Raw genomic sequence first — 18,536 nt, forward strand, 5'->3', positions numbered from 1 at the left:
AAAATAAATAAAATAATTAAAAATAATTACTATATCGAAATCGTATTAAATTTTCTTTATCAGAAAAATGCAAAATGTTTATTTCAGACTCTTGCATTTTAATTAATTTTGCCTTTAATTTACACCTTGTAAAATTTTAAAACAATATAATTTAGTTAAATATGGAAATGAATGTTTCAAAAAATGATGAGCAAGTAGTTGCTAGAAAAGCAGGAGGTTTAAACCCGGCTGTTATTATTCCTATTTTATTCGTTATAGGAGTTTGTATTTATTTATTTGTTCTTGGGAACCCAGGAAACTTTAAAGACGCAGAAAAACTAGGTAGTGGTTCTGTAGCTTTCTCTAGTGTTGAAGGAAAAGACATTCACCCGGAATCGTTCTTAGGTATTATCTACAAAGGAGGGGTTATCGTACCAATCTTGATTACTTTCATGATTACTGTAATCGTTTTCTCTTTTGAAAGATATTTCGTACTAGGTAAAGCTGCTGGAAAAGGAAACTTAGACAACTTCGTGGTTCAGGTAAGAAACTTATTGAATCAGAACAAAATTGATGAAGCTTTAGAAGAATGTGACAGACAACAGGGATCTGTAGGTAACGTAGTGAAAGAAGGTCTTACTACTTACAAAGCGCTTTCTCACGATACTACTTTAAATAAAGAGCAGAAAATGGTAGCTCTTAACAAAGCTATCGAAGAAGCTACTACTCTTGAAATGCCAATGCTTGAAAAGAACATGATGATTCTTTCTACATTAGGTACTGTAGCTACACTAATCGCACTTTTAGGAACTGTAATCGGGATGATCAAAGCATTCTTTGCATTAGGTTCAGGAGGTGGTACTCCGGATGCAGCTGCACTTTCTACAGGTATCTCCGAAGCCTTGATCAACACGGCATTAGGTATTGGTACTTCAGCTATCGCAATTATTCTTTACAATTACTTTACTTCTAAAATTGACGGATTAACTTATAAGATCGACGAGATCGCTATGAGCATCCAGCAGTCTTTCGCTGAATTCAACTAAGAATTTCTAGCAAGGAATTTGCATTCCAATTAAAAAGAAGTTTAATTTAAATAATTCAAAACAAATGGCGAGAGTCAAACCAAAAAGACATGGAGTAGTGACGGATATGACGGCAATGTGTGACGTTGCATTCCTGCTGCTTACATTCTTTATATTGACCACTCAGTTTAAAAAACCTGACGTGGAGCAGATTAAACCGCCATCTTCAATATCAGAGAAGTTACTTCCTGATGCAAGTTTGATGACCATCAACGCGACTCCGGACGGGAAATTCTATTTCCAGCCGGTTGAAAATGCATCAGAAAGATTACAGCTTTTAGAAAAAATGGGCCAAAAGTATAATATGACTTTTACCAACCAGGAAAAAGCTGCCTTTCAAAAAGTACAAGCAATTGGGGTTCCAATGAACCAACTGAAAGGCTATCTTGATTTGTCAGATGAGGAGCAGAAAAGCTTTAAGAGTCCTACCGGGATTCCTATGGATAGTACAAATAAGCAGTTAGTAGAATGGGTAAAACAAAGTTTAAGCGTAAATCCTGATTACAAATTGGCAATCAAAGGAGACGTTACCACTGAATATCCTAAAGTTAAAAGCTTATTTGAAGGTTTAAGAGATATTGATTTTCTTAAATTCTGGTTGATTACATCACAAGAAGGTAAACCATAATAATATCATTTAGAAATGGCAGAAGTACAAGTACAGGAAAAAGGCGGCAAAGGCGGCAAAGTACGTTCCAAGAAGCAGAATACCAGAGTAGATATGACTCCGATGGTGGACCTGGGTTTTCTATTGATTACCTTCTTTATGTTCACAACCACATTTAGCAAACCGAATGTAATGGATTTAGGTCTTCCGGCGAAACCAAAAGAGGATCAGCCAAAACCACCTCCAACAGAAATTAAGCTTTCTAACTCAATCTCTTTATTATTGGGTAAAAACAATAAGATTTTTTGGCATCAGCAGGATAATACATCTTTAACTGATCAGAATCTTAATGAGACTACTTACGACAGAGAAGGTATTAGAAAAATAATTGAGAAAGCAAAAGCAGGCGCAGCAGATAAAACAAAATTTACTGTTATTATCAAGCCGACTGACGATGCTGTATATAAGAACTTTGTAGATATTCTTGACGAAATGGCCATTACCAAAAGCGAGCAGTACGGGGTAACCGATGTGAAGCCTTGGGAAAAAGCCATCTATGATAGAAAAGTTGGGAATAATGGAGCTGCGGCTGCACCAGCTACAAAGTAATTTAACCATAAAACTGTAAAGCTATGGCAGATGAAAATGTATACAATCAGAATCTTACTTTAGATGAAATTGTATTTGAAAATAGAAATAAGGAATATGGTGCCTATGATCTCAGACATCAGTATCCAAGACTTCTGACAAAATCTTTTATTGTTGGAACGGCATTATTCCTGGTTGCGGCTTTGTCTCCTTTTATCTATCTTACAATTAAGAGACTTACTGAACCACCTAAGCAAGAAGTGAAGGCGGATCTGGTAAACATTATTGAAGAAGATCCGATCATTGAGCAGCCAAAAGAAGAAGAACCACCTCCACCACCTCCTCCAAAAGAAGAGGAGAAAATTGAGGTTATTCAGAACGTAGTTCCGGAGCCTGTAAAAGCTCCAAAGATTGAAACACCACCGCCGCCAATTTCTAAGCAGTTAGAAACGACGACTGGTTTAAATAATCAGGAAGGGGTAAAAGCTCCGGCTTATACACCACCGCCACCACCGCCATCTACTGGTAACAAAGCCAGTACTGCGGAAGTAAAAACAAATAACCCTAACGAGATCTACAAAGATGTAGACCAGTCTGCAGAATATCCTGGAGGTATGGCCGCATTAAGAAAATATCTTGGGGAAAATTTTGACACTTCTTTAATGGAAGGAGGTGAAGGTACCCTTAAGGCAAAACTTAAGTTCGTTGTAGAAAGAGACGGAACTGTTTCCGGAGTTACTATTGAAGAGAAATCTCCAAACGGCGACTTCAACAGTGAAGCGATTCGTGTAGTTAAGAAACTGAAAAAATGGACTCCTGCGAAAAGAAACGGGGAGAGCGTTAGATCTTACTATAGCGTACCGTTTACGATGAACTTTGAATAAAATTTATTATTCAACTTATAAATAAAAAGAGAAGCATATGCTTCTCTTTTTATTTTTTTTGGTATTTTTGTTACATGATGTTCAATTGGTTATCCTTAGTTACCGGATTATTTTATATCGTGCTGGGAATTGTAGTTATTATCTACAAATTTTTCTTTACGATTTTAGAGCCTGCTATTGCTTACGCGATGGGTTCAGTGCTCATTCTTTATGGAATATTCAGAATCTATAGAGCAGTTTCAAGACTTAAAGATTCAGGAGATGAGAAATAGTTTAAAAATTGCGTTGCTTTCTCTTATAAGCATCGTTGCTGTAAGCTGCAAAAAAGAAGACAAATCTCCCTCCTATCACAAAGGAGATCTTACCATACTTACTGACGAGTCTTTTAAAAGCGTTACCGAGGCACTGGCAGACGGATATATGATCAATTATCCGGAAACCCGTATCAAAATTGTAACTCAAAAAGAAGATTTGGCTTTTCTTGATCTTTTGAAAGATAAAGCAAGAATAACCGTAATGTCAAGAGATCTTACTCCCGAAGAGAAAAAAGCATATGAAGAACAGGTGGATCTAAAGTTTCTCCCTGCCAGATTTGCCGCAGATGCAGTCGTATTCGTTGTTCCAAAAGATTCTCCGAAACAGAGTATTTCCATGGATGAAATAAAGAACGGATTGGGATCTGATGATAAAAATTTTATTTTTGACGGGACCAATTCAAGCAACCTGAACTTTGTTGCACAGAAACTCGGTAAGCAGCCAAAAGAGCTTAAATTTTCCATTATTCCGGGAAATCAGAATATCATAGAAGAGATGGGGAAATACCCGGATAAAATAGGGGTTATAGGCTTGAACACGTTCAGCCGTCCTTACGATAAAACTTCTGAAAAGCTGAGAGATATGGTTAAAATTCTTCCGGTTGAAGATAACGGAAAACTATATAATGCAGATGCTGCCGGTCTTCGTGAAATGAATTATCCTTTTACCCGTGTTCTTTACTTTTTAACAAATGAAGGCAACTTTAATATTGCTAACGGATTTATCAGATATTCATGTACTCAGTTAGGCCAGATGATCGTACAGAAAGAAGGTCTGCAGCCCTACAATATATATAAAAGAGAAGTACAGATGCGTTAAAAAATACTAAAAAATAGTATACCCCCTATAAAATTATTTTTTTGGTCTAAAAATTGTGGAGCATATAACTCGAAATATAGAAAAATATAAAATGAAAGATATAATGATTATGAATGTAAAGAAAATTGCTTTTGGAGCAGCCGTAGTGTTTTTTTCCGGTTTAGCCACTGCACAGACGCTGCAGGATGGTATTAACAGTATAGACAGTGATAAATACGCACAGGCTAAAACCAATTTTACGGAAATGGTTGCCAAAGCACCTACAGCAGAAAATTACTTCTATTTAGGAAATACGTTCTTAAAGCAGGGAGAGCCTGATTATGCTAAAGCGATTGAGAGCTTTAACAAAGGTTTAGCTGCAGATAACAAAAGCTACCTTAACAAAATCGGTTTGGCTACCGTGAAGCTGGGTAAAGGAGATAAAAGCGCAGTTGCTGAAATTCAGAAAATTGTAGCTGATTCCAGAGAAAAAGATGCTGAAGTGTTATTCAGAGCAGCAGAGGCTCTAACTTTGTTTGAGAAAAACAATGCACCTGATGCAGCGATTCAGTATCTGACGAAAGCTATCGAAAAAGCTGAGAAAAAAGGAGTTCCTGCTCACTACTATTATACCCTTGGAGATGCATACAGAATAAAAAGAGCACCGGGTGAAGCAATGTCTGCTTATGACAAAGCATTGCCTTTAGCTAAAAATAAAGCGTCTGTTTATACAAGAATGGCTACGTTATGGATGGCTGCACAGCAATGGCAGCAGGCTAAGCAGAGCATTGACAAAGCAATCGGTGTAGATCCGACTTATGCTCCGGCATACAAAGCTTTGGCTTCTTACGATATCAGATACCAGGAGAATGCAAAAGCAACTCAAGACCTTATCAACTATACAAAATATGCTGATGAGGATCCATATACACAGTTGGAAATAGCAAAATTATACTTCACAAACGAAGATTATGCCAACTCCAAAAATGTACTGGATAAGATCTTTGATAAAATTGATGATCCAATCAAATTTAAGTTAAGAGCTTACCAGTCTTATGCAGATGGAAACTATGCTGAAGCAAAGCAGAGTATGGATACTTTCATATCTCAGGCAGAAAAAACAAGACTGCAGCCTGCAGATCAGGGTCTTCAGGGACTTATCGCAGCAGGACTGGCTAAAACTGAAACTGATGCGGCTAAAAAATCAGCTTTAATGACGGAATCTCAGCAGAAAATTGCAATTGCTAAAGCTGCTAAAGATGAAACAATGAAGTGGGATATGGAACTTGCCAACATTGCAGGAGGAGGAGCTTCCCAGGCTGAGGCTGAAAAAGGACCGTCTACACCGGAAATTGAAGCATTGAAGAAGAAAGTAGCGGCTAATCCGCAGGATTCGGACTCTTTGTTTAAGTTGGCAACAGCTTACCAGGATGCTAAAAACTGGAACGGTGCAATACTTACATGGCAGAAAATGAGTACTCTTCTTCCTGATTGGGCTCCGGCTTATTACAGCCAGGGGTATTCCTACCAGCAGGCAGGAAATAATGATGCAGCGAAAATTGCTTATGAAAAATTCATCAGTACAGTAAAACCTGCAGATCAGGAAGCTAACAAGCAGACTTTGGCCTATGCTTACTTTGCAGTAGCGTATATGAATAAAGATACCGATCGTGCAAAAGCTAAAGATTATGTAGCTAAATCTTTACAGCTTGATCCTACTTATCAGGATGCTGTAAAATTAAATGCAGAAATCAATAAATAATTTAAAATTTAAATTATAAATATTAAAACTTCCCATTCTTAATGTTTGGGAAGTTTTTATTTTAAATCTTATCTTTGAAAATATGAAAACAGATATACTTGCTTTTGGAGCACATCCTGATGATGTAGAGCTGGGATGTGGCGGCACTATTGCCAAAATGATTTCGGAGGGTAAAATATGTGCCATTGTAGACCTTACAAGAGGAGAGCTCGGAACCCGGGGAACTGATGAAACAAGAAGAGTAGAAGCAGGTGAATCCGCAAAGATCCTTGGCGTTTCTGCCAGGGAAAATTTAGGCATGAAAGATGGGTTTTTGGTGAATTCCGAAGAATATCAGCTGGAGATCGTAAAAATGATCCGCAAATACCGCCCTGAAATCGTTCTGGCCAATGCCATTGATGACAGACATCCGGATCACGCAAAAGGAGCAAAATTAGTGTCCGATGCGTGCTTTTTATCCGGACTCAGAAAAATTGAAACCGTTTTGGAAGGAGAAAACCAGGAAGTGTGGAGGCCAAAGCAAATCTTTCACTATATCCAGTGGAAAGATATCAAACCGGAATTTGTTATTGATATATCAGAACATTTAGATAAAAAAATTGAAGCCTGCATGGCCTTCAAAACCCAGTTCTACGATCCTGCTTCCAATGAGCCCGTTACTCCCATTGCGACAAAAGATTTCTTTGAAAGTCTTACCTACCGTGCTCAGGATTTGGGACGGTTGTCAGGAGTTGCTTATGCTGAGGGATTTACGTCTGAGAAGCTTATTGCGATGAAAAATTTTGAAGGAATTATTTTGTAATTAAAAAATCTTTCTTATATTTGCACCACCAAAACGGTGATTGTAGCTCAGTTGGTTAGAGCGCCGGATTGTGGTTCCGGAGGTCGGGGGTTCGAGACCCCTCATTCACCCAAGAAAAGTACACTTTTTAAAGTGTACTTTTTTATTTTATAGCATTATTGAAGTGAATTTCGGCCACTAAAAATTCTGTACTATTCGATTTTCTTTTATAAAAAATTCTGCAATATTCAAATATCATCTTATTTAATGGGGAATGATTTCAACATTTTAAGTGTGTAAAATCTTTATTTAAATAATAAGCTGAGTTCAGGATAAAATGATAAGATGTAAAAATATAAACCTGATTTCTGACTTAATTCATGTCCTTTTGTGAAGGTTGAAAGCGTTCTTCATCATAAAATTTTCCTATATTTATTGATATCAACTTCATATATATGGAAATAAAGGTTACGGTGAAGCAGTTGGGCAGAAAGCATCCCATTCTTTCTGAGCAGAAACTTGAAATTGCATACAACGATCCCAAAATCTCATTAGAGAATTTATTAAAATTAATTGTTCAGCAGCAGGTAGAAACATTCAATGCGAAATCATTTGAGCTGGAAGATGCGGATGATACAAAAATTCCTTTGGATGACTACCTGAATATTCTTACTGATACCGGCAAGGCAGGCTTCGGAAGCATTTATAATGAAAAAAAAGCAGATCTTCAAAAAGCACAGGAAAATGCTGTTCAGTCTTTTGAAGATGGTATGTTTGCTGTATTTTATAATGATGAACAGCTTGACAGCCTCACCCAAACTGTAGATCTGAGTTTACAGCATACATTTACTTTCATCAGGCTTACATTTCTCGCAGGAAGTTATTGGTAATTAAGGAAAACCGAATTCAAAATAAATGGAAATCACAGAAAAATTAGAATCAAAAAAGACGGTAAATCATTACAGGAATTTACGGAAAGACTTAAAAGAACAGGTAGAAAAAGAAGTGTTGTCACAACTTCTTTCAAAACCCGAACTTCAAAAAGAAGTGGCAGAATTAGGATTGCTGATCGTTGGTAAGACCAACTATTTTGAGAATTTGACCTTAGGTTCTGAAAAGTCCGAAAAAATCAAAAAATATATAAAGCCCAATATTTGGGATGATGAAGAGTATTATAAGTTGCTGACTTATTTTTTTGGAGGGAATGCAGATCTGGTGAAACACGCCTGGAATAAAATGCCCTATAAAATGTATCAGACAGGCTACTACCGGCGTTCATTCCGGGCACCTCATAATGACAGGTATATACTTCTTAACCAGATGAATTTGTTGGGGAATCTGCTGCAGTTTCCGAGCATTTATTCTTACAGTGACGGAAGTGAACAGTATTATGACCTTTCGTTGGAAGAGCAGATCATCTATGACAATGAAATATCGAACAGTCCCAATCAGTTCTACATCTGGTCAGCAGCTATAGATACGGGAAATACAGCCATTTATCAGCTGATTGAAGATATTATTTTCAATAAACATCCTGAAGGAAAAGTTTCCCGGAACATTATAAAAGCATTGCTCAACAGTGAACAGCAGCATTGCTGGGAATTGGTGGAAAAGCTCTTGCTGGCAGCTCAACGTCAGGAAGGTTTGCGGCAGACTGTGCTGGAAGCTCTGGATGAAACCAGCATTGGAGCTTTACAATATATGACCAATGTGATTGTAGAGCATAAACTGACTCGTTTTTCATCCGTTGTCCGTTCCATAGATACCTGGACTGGATTAGGCTGGGATGCGGAAAAAGAATCTGTCGTAAAAAATATTGTATCATTAGCGAATACCTATTTCAATAATCCCGGACAGATTCCTGATGCTATAAAAAGCAAGAATAACAATGAAGTTTATATGGCCCTGTGGGTACAGTCCGTATGGGACGTTGAAAAAGCCGTTCCTTATCTGCATCAGTTGTATGACCACGGTACTGTGGAAAAGAAGTGTCTGGCTATAAAGTTCGCCGGAGAAACCTATGATCCCTACATCCAAATGCCATTATACTACAAAGCGGTTCTGGAAGGTGATCTGCAGGTTCTGGCTTTTACGGGCGAACCTTTATCAACATTATTAAGTGCCAATGCGGCTTCAAAATTCTATATCAATAATACAGATTATCCCGGTTTCTTTGAAAAACTACACGAGCTTACTCAAAAGATTGACGTAAAGGAAAAGAAATTTGAAGGGAAGATATTCTCCTGGCTTAATGCGACTTTCAGTAAAAGCAATTTATACGCTTCCATGTTTTATTTGGTCGGCGAGGATACAGAAAAACTGAACCTGGTCCTTTCTTATTTTGACCAGTTTGATCTGTCCTTGCGTGAGCAGCTTTCACGGGCTATTTTAGGGGATTTCTACTGTTATTCTTACTCCTATAATTTCGGAAAAAAGAAAAAGGCTGTCACTCCCTTCCAAAAAGAATTTGCATTTAGAATTATAAAAGACAGAGGTGAATCCATGGTAGCCTCGGGTATCAATGTGTTGCAGCAAAGCCCTTTAAATAAAGAGGAAGTGCTTACCTTCTTTGATATGTTTAAAAGAAAAGGCGGTACACTCCGAAAGAAACTGATAGAGCTTATTGTACAGCAGGAAGATGAAGTAGCTGCTTCATTGGTTGATGAATTGATGGCCAAAGGAGACATTGAGCAGCGAACGGCTTCATTGGATATCATGCTTCAGCTTCAAAAAGATAAAAGGGTAGCTGCACAAATTGGAAACTGGATCCTGCAATACACTGAAAAACCGAAAGTATCAGAAAGGGAACAAAGCCTGCTCGATCAGCTTACTCCCTCTGATGATAAAAAAGTACTTTCAGCAGAAAATGGATTCGGATTTTATGATCCTTCCGTGGTGTCAAAGTTTGAACTGCCTAAAGTTGATTCCGGTTCTGTCTATGCACAGGCAACTAAAAAGGATAAGTACGGTTTCACCCAATCAATCAGCCATATCAGGGAAGAATTAAAAAAGCTCAACGATTTATTCCTTAAAAATAAAGACCATGAATATGAAGCAGACGACTGGAATGGTTCCTTTAAAATAACATTACTGCTGGGAAATACCTTCCGGTATATCATAAACAATACTGAAGGTTTTACCCCGGAGCAATTGACCGGAAACTTCCCTCTGCATGAAGTATGGGAACAATGGTATAAAGATTCAGGGCTGCAGCCGCAGGATTTATTCCTGATAACTTTTATTGAAAATTGCGACAGAAAAGCTTTCAGAGATTTTTTACAGGACTATGTGTTTTATCATAAAGATTTCATACCCAATCCGTTGAAAGAAAATTATTATTGGAATAATCCAATAAGCAGAATTCTTGAATCACTGCAATATAAATTTTCATTTGAAGAAAAGACGGATTTCTTACTTGATGCCTGCAGTACCCTGTTTGCCAATCTTCCTGCGGATATCATCAACTATAAAGGAAAAGATGATAAAGACTATTACTACACCTATAGAGGAAACGGGTGGCAGCAGCTGGGCTTTTTCGATGTGTTTCTAAAGGCGGTTCCTTTAAAAGGCCTCACCGATGAGCAGCATATTAAACAATGGAATTTATACCGGTGGATGCAGTATAATGGTTTACAGGAAAATATTACAATCAGTGTACCGCCTTTCTATTTATTTTGTAAAGCCTATGAACTGGAGCTCATTACCAAAGGTGAGCTGTATGAAGGAATTCTTACTGCAGAATCTGCCATACGGGACCTTACCAGGGCTAAAGCATACCACCATTATGAAAAATATCTGGAAACATTTCCTTTCCTGAAACCCATGATAGAAGAAGTACAGAATAAGTTCCTGGACGTGGAGCTCATTCGCGGTGATGCCAATACTCCGGTTTCCCAATTTGTACAGGAGTTTCAAACTATACATGGAACCAACCGGCTTGTACAGCTGTTGAAAGGACTCGGTAAATCAGGATTTTATGCCAATTATATCTACAGTTATGGTAATGAAAGCATGACCAGGCAGAAACTGTTCTCTTATCTGATCAAAAATTCCTATCCTTTAGAAAGTGATACACAGGAATCATTCAATGAAATGATGAAGAAAGAGAAGATCGCAGAACTTCGTTTGATACAGGCTGCCGTATATGCACCGCAGTGGCAGAAACTGATCAGTAGTTATTTAGGCTGGAAAGGCCTAGATTCAGCGATCTGGTGGATGCATGCCCATACCAAAACCAGCGCGTATCAGGCTCAGAACTCGGAACTGGAAAGTGAAGTAGCCAAATATTCATCAGTAGATGTTCAGGAATTTCAGGATGGGGCAGTAGATAAAGACTGGTTTACAAAAGCTTACAAAGAATTAGGCAAAGCCCGTTGGGAAATGCTCTATGAATCTGCTAAATATATATCTGACGGAAACGGACACCGGAGGGCAAGACTTTATTCCGATACACTTACAGGCGATTTGAAGATAAAAGAAGTAACCGCAAAAGTAAAAGACAAACGTGATCAGGATTATCTTCGTGTGTACGGGCTTGTACCTTTGAGTAAAGCCAATCCTGAAAAAGATGTGTTGAGCAGATACGAATACATTCAGCAGTTTAAAAAAGAAAGCAAGGAATTTGGCTCTATGAAGCAGTCAAGTGAAGCCCTGGCTATCCGCGTGGCATTGGAAAACTTAGCCCGGAATGCAGGTTATCCGGACCCGGTAAGATTAACCTGGGCTATGGAAACCAAGCAAATTCAGACCATTCTGTCTAAAGAAACACAGGTTACCATAGACGGAGTTACAGTAGGTTTGATTATAGAGACTGATGGAAAGGCTGAAATCGTTGTATTCAGAGATGATAAACAGTTGAAATCTATTCCGCCAAAGATCAAAAAAGACAAAGCGATTGTAGAATTAGGAAGCTACCGTAAAATCATGCGCGAACAATGGACCCGTTCCAGAAAAGGACTGGAAGAAGCCATGGTACGGGGTGACGAGTTTCTTTTTGCAGAAATCAGGAATCTTTTTGATCATCCCGTTATTGTAAAACACCTGGAAAAGCTGGTATTGATTTCCAGCGATCACAAAATAGGATTCTATCATGAAGGAAACCTGGTTAGTGTTCACGGAGAAATTCACGAGCTGAACGAAACCGGTACTTTACGCATTGCCCATTGTGTAGATCTGCATCAGCATTCCGTCTGGAATGATTATCAACACTACTGTTTTACGGAAAAGCTTATTCAGCCGTTCAAGCAGATATTCAGGGAACTGTATGTGCCGACACCTGATGAGCTGAAGGAAAAATCCGTTTCCCGCCGCTACGCAGGACACCAGGTTCAGCCGATGCAGACATTGGCATTGCTCAAAACAAGAGGCTGGAAAGTAGACTATGAAGAAGGCTTACAGAAAGTATATCATAAAGAAGGCTTCCAGGTGAAAATGTATGCCGAAGCCAATTGGTTTTCTCCGGCTGAAGTAGAAGCCCCAACGCTGGAAACGATAGAATTCCATTCATTAAAAGACTATAAAAACATTCCTTTTGAAGACATCAATCCAAGACTGTTTTCAGAGGTAATGCGTGATATAGATCTGGTGGTTTCTGTGGCTCATGCAGGCGGAGTAGATCCGGAAGCCAGCCATTCTTCTATAGAAATGAGGGCTGTGCTTATGAAGGAAACGGCCCGTTTGTTCAAGCTGGATAATGTAAGAATTAAAGGTTCACATGTATTGGTAAAAGGTAAAATGGCAGAATACAGTGTGCATTTAGGGAGTGCCATAGTTCACCAGGTTCCGGGGAAATACCTCTCCATCCTTCCTGTTCATTCCCAGCATAGAGGAAGACTGTTCCTGCCTTTTGCAGATGATGATCCGAAATCAGCAGAGTTGATGTCTAAAGTATTGTTATTAGCCAAAGACGATGAAATACAGGATCCAACCATTCTTTCCCAGATAAAAAAAGAATATAAGTCTTAAAATAAGATGAATTCGGATAAGGATTAAAATAAACACCTTTGTGATAAAATAAAATTAGTTTCAAGCATTTCTTTCTTATCCCAAACTCAGGTTAAAATAAACATCCGGTAAAAAGTACACTTCAACAGTGTACTTTTTTCATTATAACATGAACAATGAATAGAAGTAGATTTCAAACCGTTAAGAACGAATGATTAGAATTAAGCTTAAAAGAATTATAAGTCTGTATTATTTCCCGTCACGGCATAAAAAAAGCACCTTTTTCAGATGCTTGTGTTTTTAGAATATTCTTTTTTTAAACTTCGTCGTCAGAATCAATTGTGAATGATTTGCTTTTGAAGTCTTTGTCATGTTTTTCTGATATTACATCCTCACCTTTTTCATTAATGATGAAATCTGTGGATTCATTAAACATCTCCTGGAAACTTTTAAAATCCTCTTTGTAAAGATAAATTTTGTGCTTCTCGAATGTAGCTTCTCCATTCTCTCCGAAGTTCTTTTTACTCTCAGTAATCGTAAGATAATAATCTCCTGCTTTCGTCTCGCGCACATCAAAGAAATAAGTTCTTCTTCCTGCTTTTAACACCTTCGTGAAAATTTCATTTTCATGGCGTTCCTTGTATTCACTCATTGTTAGATATTTTTTAATCTTGTTAAGAACAAATATAAAAGAATTCTTTTAATCACAAAATTTTTTTTATGATTTATTTAACAATTGAGAATGAAATCGCTAAGCAGTTACAGAATTGGTAATTTCGGTGAGGTTGATGATTTTATCTGCTCTTTGAGCGCTAGACTCTCTGTGCGTGATAATTATAGATGTGGCATTACTTATTTTCTTATCAATATTTTCAAGGATATTCTGCTCCGTTTCCGTATCCAGGGCAGACAGGGAATCATCGAAAATAATGATGTTTGGATCCTTAATTAAAGCCCTTGCGATGCATATCCTTTGCTTCTGTCCTCCCGAAAGCATCACCCCGCGTTCTCCCACAAGTGTTTTGTATTGTTCTTTAAATCCTACAATATTTTTGTCGACATCTGCAATCTTGGCGTATTCCACCACTTTTTCGTGAGACGGATGATCAATCGCAAAGCCTATATTGTTTTCAATAGAATCAGAGAATAAATAACTCTCCTGGGGAATATACCCGATGAAATTTCTATAATTGGTGAGATTATGTTCCTTCAGGTTTTTACCGTCAATTAAAATTTCTCCCTCTGTAGGATCAATAAGTCGGCACAGCAGAAGAGCAATGGTAGATTTCCCGCTTCCTGTTTTCCCCATGATCGCAAGAGATTGTCCGGCCTTGATCTTAAAGCTTAAGTTATCCAGTGCCCGGATTCCCGTATTCGGATAGACGTACGAAACATTTCTGAATTCAATATCGCCTTTAATAGGATAATTCTCAAAATTGGTATTGATGACTTCGGATTTTTTATCCATAAATTCATTAATTCTCTGCATCGAAGCCTCAGCTCTCTGGTTGACGGAAGTTACCCAGCCCACCATAGAGAACGGCCAGATCAGGATATTAATATACATGAAGAAATCGGCAATTTTACCGACACTTAATTCCCCTGCAATGTATTTCTGTCCGCCGATTAAGATAACGGCCACATTCAGCAGCCCGATTACGAATAAAATGATGGTAAAGAAATAGGCTTCAGTTTTAGCCAGATCCAATGCTTTGTCCTGATAATCGGTTACTTTTATTCCGTAGTTTTTCTTGATATAGTCTTCTTTGGCAAAAAACTTCACCACCCGGATCCCTGAAAAGCTGTCCTGTACAAAAGTAGAGATCGCAGATTGGCTTTTCTGCATAATCTTCGATTTCCTATTGATAATTGAACTTACCTTAAATATGATATAGGATAAAATGGGAAGCGGTAGTAACGTCCATAAAGTCATAGATGCGTCCGTTTTCACCATATAAATACTGGTGATCAGCAGAAGAATTATGAGATTTACTACATACATTACCCCCGGACCCAGGTACATTCTGACCGCCACAACATCCTCGCTCAGCCTGTTCATAAGATCCCCGATAGTAGTCTGCTTGTAATCCGTCAGAGACAGCTCCTGGTAATGTCTGTAAATTTTATTTTTCAGTTCATATTCAATTCTTCTTGAAGCGACAATGATCGTCTGGCGCATCATGAAAGTAAAAAATCCCGTTAGAAGCGAGCATCCCACAATAATGGCAACATAAACCAAAACCTGATTATTGAAGCCCAGATTCCCGCCTTTTGTAAGCTCGTCCACAGACTTCCCTACAAACTGGACTTTATAGATATTGAAGAAATTACTGGCAATGATAAATAACAACCCCCAAAACAATAATATTTTGTGCTTCCAAAAGTAAGGGTTTAAGGTTTTTAGCGCTTTCATAAAGTTTTACAAATTTACAAAAATGTAGGCACACTACGAATTTCATCAATTTTAATTTTTGTATCTTTGCACCCATAAAAAGCTCTTTGAATGTTAGGAAGACGACAAATCCGTGAAAAAGTAGTACAAACAGTGTATTCATACTATCAGAATCCTCTGAAATTTGATGTTTTAGAGAAAAATATGTTCTCAGGAATAGAGAAAATCTATAATCTCTATATCTATCAGCTTAATTTTTTGGTGGCTCTGAAAGAATTGGCAGAAACCCAAATCGAGATTGGTAAGAACAAATATCTTAAAACTGATGCCGAAATTAATCCTAACCAAAAATTCATCAACAACCAGGTACTGATCAAGCTTGAAGAAAATCCTGAAAGGTTATTTTTCACAGGACAGTACAAACAGCTGAAATGGGATCTGCATGATGATGTATTGGTGAAAACTTTCCAGAGAATGACAGCAGGAAAGCGTTACCAGGATTTTATGAAAGAAGACGGATACTCTTTTGAAGCTGATCAGAAATTTATCGGGAAGCTGTTTTTAAGATACATTGCTGAGAATGAGGATTTTCAGGAATATCTTAGTGATAAAGAACTTTCCTGGTATGATGATATTCATATTGCCAACTCTATGGTACAGAAAACAATCGGTTTCCTGAAAGAAGATGAAGAAAGCAGAACTTTAATTAAAATGATTAAAGATGAAGAAGATAAAGCTTTCGCCGGAAAACTACTTAGAGATACCCTGAACAACTGGGAAGCTAATGAGAAAACCCTGAGCGGAAGATTGGAAAACTGGGATCTGGAAAGAGTTTCTTTAATGGATAAAGTCATTTTGTCAACTGCTATTTCGGAACTCGACAATTTTCCTTTCACACCTTCAAGAGTTATTATCAATGAATATATTGAAATTGCAAAAGTATTTGCAACAGACCGTTCCAATATTTTCATTAACGGAATTTTAGATAAATATTGTAAAGATTTAAATAGAATATAAAATATTTTAAATATGAAAAAGACGTTATCGATTATCGCTTTGTCTATCATAGGCTTTGGTTTGGTTTCTTGTAAAAAAGAAAACCAGAAAGCTGCTGCCGGTGCAGAAGCTGCTGATATTACAGATTCTACGGCGGGTGCTACCAATTTAGCTCCCGGTAATCCTGCCGCTGCGCCGGTTCCGGCTGAAACAGCTGCTGTGGCCCCGGTTTCTAACCAGCCATTAACATCAGTTGCCCTGTCTGAAAACAACTTCGATTTTGGAAAGATCAAAAAAGGAGATAAAGTAGAGCATGTTTACGAAATTACCAATACAGGAAAAAATCCTTTGGTGATATCTGAAGTAAAGCCAGGATGCGGATGTACAGCTCCAGATTTTACCAAAGATCCTATCCTTCCGGGGAAAAAAGGGAAAATCACTTTGCATTTTGATTCTTCAAGCTTCGACGGAAACGTTCAGAAGTATGCAGATGTATTTGCTAATATAGAAAAAGCTCCTATTAAATTAACATTCACGGCAAATATTCAACCATAATATGACTATATTATCAATCTTTTTGCAGGCAGCTCCAGGCGGAGGATCTTCATCTATGATGCTGATCATGATGGGGGTGATGTTTGTAGGTTTTTATTTCTTAATGATAAGACCTCAACAAAAAAAAGCAAAACAAGAGAAAAATTTTCAGGAAGCATTAAAAGTAGGAACCAGAGTAGTGCTTACTTCTGGTCTTCACGGAAGAATTGCCCAGGTTCAGGATGATGGATTCGTTATCGAAACCTTATCCGGAAAGCTGAAATTTGAGAAAGCTGCTGTTTCCAGAGAATTTACTGAAGCGCGTTTTGGAGACAAGGCAAAAGCAGCAGATAAAACAACGGAGAAAAAAGAAATCGAAACTGAGAAGAAATAATTTTCCAGTTTTAATGAATATTGCGGTTCGGCGCGGTGAGCTTTGCTCACCGCGCCGAACCTTTTTATATAATTATCTTCACACAAAACTGTCACTTAGAGCGCAGTGAAGAATTCAAACTTAATGGTTTAACCTGAATAATGATCGTGTTATTCTAGAAAACATTTGTAGAATTTGTGCTAAAAAAATATCTTTATCCGATGAATCAAAATACAGGCAAAACCGTTCTTATTTTAGGTGCTAATTCAGATGTAGCTAAACAATGTATGAAACAGTACATGGAAAAGGGTTTTTCGGTATTGGCGGCTTCGCGGGATACAGCTTCCCTTGAGAAATTTGTTAGAGATAATCAGCTTGATTCTTTAAAGGTGACCATTCTTTATTTTGATGCCGTAGATTTCGGCTCTCACCAGAAATTTTATAATGAACTTCCTTCAAAACCTCATATTGTAGTTTATGCAGCCGGATTTTTAGTTGATAACGAAAAAGCGTTGAGAGATTTTAAAGGAACTCAACAGATGATAATGGTGAATTATATGGGTGCGGTCTCTATCCTCAATATCATTGCGACGGACGAAAGCAATAAAAACTTGGAAAGAATCATCGGGCTTTCTTCACTTTCCGGAGTAAGAGGTCGAAAAAGCAACTTCGTGTATGGAAGTACAAAAGCAGCTTTTACAACTTATTTAGTTGGTTTAAGGCAAGAACTGGTTTCAAGAAATATCAGAGTAAATGCGTTGGTAATCGGTTATATCAGAACAAAAATCAATGAAGGTTTACAATTAAATGAATCTTTAATCATGGAGCCCGATTATGTTGCAAAACATATCGTCAATGCAGGAAATTCTTTCACCATCGTTCCGAATTTTAAATGGAAGATGATTTATATTATTTTGAAAATATTGCCGGAGAGTTTGGTGGCGAAATTGCCTTAATTACCTGTTTTCAATATTTACTTTTGGAAGCTTTAATGCAGTCATTAAAGTATTGTAACTGTTTAAAGGTAAAGATTGGTCTCCATAATGAGAAATTTTCAAATCTCCCTTGGTATTACTTAAATAAAAGGAGTTTCCGGAATGTGAAATTTCTTCTTTAAGAAACTGAAATTTCATTAAATCATTCATATATTTCATCAATACTAATTGCTGTGAATTTGATAATAAAATATGTTGAGTAAATTTTTTGGTTTGAATTATTTGACCTAATGAATTTCTGATTCCGCAATCAACCTTGAATTTGACATAAGTCAACTTGGGTTTTCGTTCTGAGCGGTAGATTTTAACTAATTCCTCATGACCACCCCATTCTCCACAATCTTGAAATCGTGATTTTATAAATATGGTATCTTCTTTGCCGTAGCTTAATATATTATTAAATGAATAATTCGGTTGATCATAGTTTGACTTTTTATCTATTTTTTTCTCAGAACAACTCAGGCAAAAAATGAGAATTAATAATAAAATTGAAGTTTTCATTCT

Annotated in this window: 17 protein-coding genes and 1 tRNA gene; 15 read left to right on the forward strand and 3 right to left on the reverse strand. The window is 37.4% G+C overall.

Going from position 1 to position 18,536, the window contains the following annotated elements:
• Positions 1-161: 161 nt before the first annotated feature.
• The 11 genes from IX38_RS03790 (at position 162) to IX38_RS03840 (ending at position 12,763) form a co-directional block, all read left to right on the forward strand.
• The gene (locus tag IX38_RS03790) at positions 162-1,025 is read left to right on the forward strand and encodes a MotA/TolQ/ExbB proton channel family protein (RefSeq protein WP_034701907.1); all 864 of its coding nucleotides are present in this window, start codon (positions 162-164) and stop codon (positions 1,023-1,025) included.
• A gap of 64 nt (positions 1,026-1,089) precedes the next feature.
• The gene (locus IX38_RS03795) at positions 1,090-1,692 is read left to right on the forward strand and encodes an ExbD/TolR family protein (protein ID WP_034701908.1); all 603 of its coding nucleotides are present in this window, start codon (positions 1,090-1,092) and stop codon (positions 1,690-1,692) included.
• 15 nt (positions 1,693-1,707) lie between these two features.
• Positions 1,708-2,280, forward strand: coding sequence for an ExbD/TolR family protein (locus IX38_RS03800; protein WP_034701911.1), 573 nt, complete (start codon positions 1,708-1,710; stop codon positions 2,278-2,280).
• A 23-nt stretch (positions 2,281-2,303) separates the two neighbouring features.
• A complete protein-coding gene (locus tag IX38_RS03805) occupies positions 2,304-3,143 on the forward strand; it encodes an energy transducer TonB (protein ID WP_034701912.1) in 840 nt (279 codons plus the stop codon).
• Between the two features lie 74 nt (positions 3,144-3,217).
• The gene (locus tag IX38_RS03810) at positions 3,218-3,415 is read left to right on the forward strand and encodes a DUF308 domain-containing protein (protein ID WP_084680186.1); all 198 of its coding nucleotides are present in this window, start codon (positions 3,218-3,220) and stop codon (positions 3,413-3,415) included.
• The gene (locus IX38_RS03815; protein ID WP_034701917.1) at positions 3,405-4,277 is read left to right on the forward strand and encodes a PstS family phosphate ABC transporter substrate-binding protein; all 873 of its coding nucleotides are present in this window, start codon (positions 3,405-3,407) and stop codon (positions 4,275-4,277) included. The genes IX38_RS03810 and IX38_RS03815 overlap by 11 nt, the downstream gene beginning before the upstream one ends.
• Before the next feature lie 91 nt (positions 4,278-4,368).
• The gene (locus IX38_RS03820) at positions 4,369-6,018 is read left to right on the forward strand and encodes a tetratricopeptide repeat protein (protein ID WP_034701919.1); all 1,650 of its coding nucleotides are present in this window, start codon (positions 4,369-4,371) and stop codon (positions 6,016-6,018) included.
• A gap of 82 nt (positions 6,019-6,100) precedes the next feature.
• On the forward strand, positions 6,101-6,820 hold the full coding sequence (bshB1, locus tag IX38_RS03825; protein ID WP_034701920.1) for a bacillithiol biosynthesis deacetylase BshB1: 720 nt from the start codon (positions 6,101-6,103) through the stop codon (positions 6,818-6,820).
• Positions 6,821-6,855: 35 nt separating this feature from the next.
• Positions 6,856-6,931, forward strand: a tRNA-His gene (locus IX38_RS03830).
• Between the two features lie 323 nt (positions 6,932-7,254).
• Positions 7,255-7,689 (forward strand): hypothetical protein, encoded by a 435-nt coding sequence (locus IX38_RS03835; protein ID WP_034701922.1) that lies wholly within the window; start codon positions 7,255-7,257, stop codon positions 7,687-7,689.
• A gap of 25 nt (positions 7,690-7,714) precedes the next feature.
• Entirely contained in the window at positions 7,715-12,763 is a 5,049-nt protein-coding gene (locus IX38_RS03840; protein WP_034701925.1) for a DUF4132 domain-containing protein, read from the forward strand.
• A 295-nt stretch (positions 12,764-13,058) separates the two neighbouring features.
• Here the strand turns inward: IX38_RS03840 and IX38_RS03845 are convergent, their stop codons facing one another.
• A complete protein-coding gene (locus IX38_RS03845; RefSeq protein WP_034701927.1) occupies positions 13,059-13,394 on the reverse strand; it encodes a DUF3276 family protein in 336 nt (111 codons plus the stop codon).
• 99 nt (positions 13,395-13,493) lie between these two features.
• Complete coding sequence (locus IX38_RS03850) at positions 13,494-15,155, reverse strand: ABC transporter ATP-binding protein (protein ID WP_034701930.1); 1,662 nt, start codon at positions 15,153-15,155, stop codon at positions 13,494-13,496.
• Between the two features lie 90 nt (positions 15,156-15,245).
• Here IX38_RS03850 and IX38_RS03855 point away from each other — a divergent pair, with 90 nt between their 5' ends.
• The 4 genes from IX38_RS03855 to IX38_RS03870 all read left to right on the forward strand — a co-directional run bounded on the left by IX38_RS03855 (position 15,246) and on the right by IX38_RS03870 (position 17,993).
• Positions 15,246-16,151, forward strand: a complete 906-nt coding sequence (locus IX38_RS03855; protein ID WP_034701932.1) for a transcription antitermination protein NusB — start codon at positions 15,246-15,248, stop codon at positions 16,149-16,151.
• Positions 16,152-16,163: 12 nt separating this feature from the next.
• The gene (locus IX38_RS03860) at positions 16,164-16,685 is read left to right on the forward strand and encodes a DUF1573 domain-containing protein (protein ID WP_034701934.1); all 522 of its coding nucleotides are present in this window, start codon (positions 16,164-16,166) and stop codon (positions 16,683-16,685) included.
• A 7-nt stretch (positions 16,686-16,692) separates the two neighbouring features.
• The gene (gene yajC / locus IX38_RS03865) at positions 16,693-17,058 is read left to right on the forward strand and encodes a preprotein translocase subunit YajC (RefSeq protein ID WP_185097673.1); all 366 of its coding nucleotides are present in this window, start codon (positions 16,693-16,695) and stop codon (positions 17,056-17,058) included.
• A 200-nt stretch (positions 17,059-17,258) separates the two neighbouring features.
• Positions 17,259-17,993 carry an SDR family NAD(P)-dependent oxidoreductase gene (locus tag IX38_RS03870; RefSeq protein ID WP_034701939.1) on the forward strand — a complete coding sequence of 245 codons (735 nt, stop codon included), beginning with the start codon at positions 17,259-17,261 and terminating at the stop codon, positions 17,991-17,993.
• On the opposite strand, the gene IX38_RS03875 is transcribed toward IX38_RS03870, so the two are convergent.
• On the reverse strand, positions 17,994-18,533 hold the full coding sequence (locus IX38_RS03875) for a hypothetical protein (protein WP_034701941.1): 540 nt from the start codon (positions 18,531-18,533) through the stop codon (positions 17,994-17,996).
• Between the last annotated feature and the right edge of the window lie 3 nt (positions 18,534-18,536).

This window comes from Chryseobacterium luteum, from assembly GCF_000737785.1.
GTDB lineage: Bacteria > Bacteroidota > Bacteroidia > Flavobacteriales > Weeksellaceae > Chryseobacterium > Chryseobacterium luteum.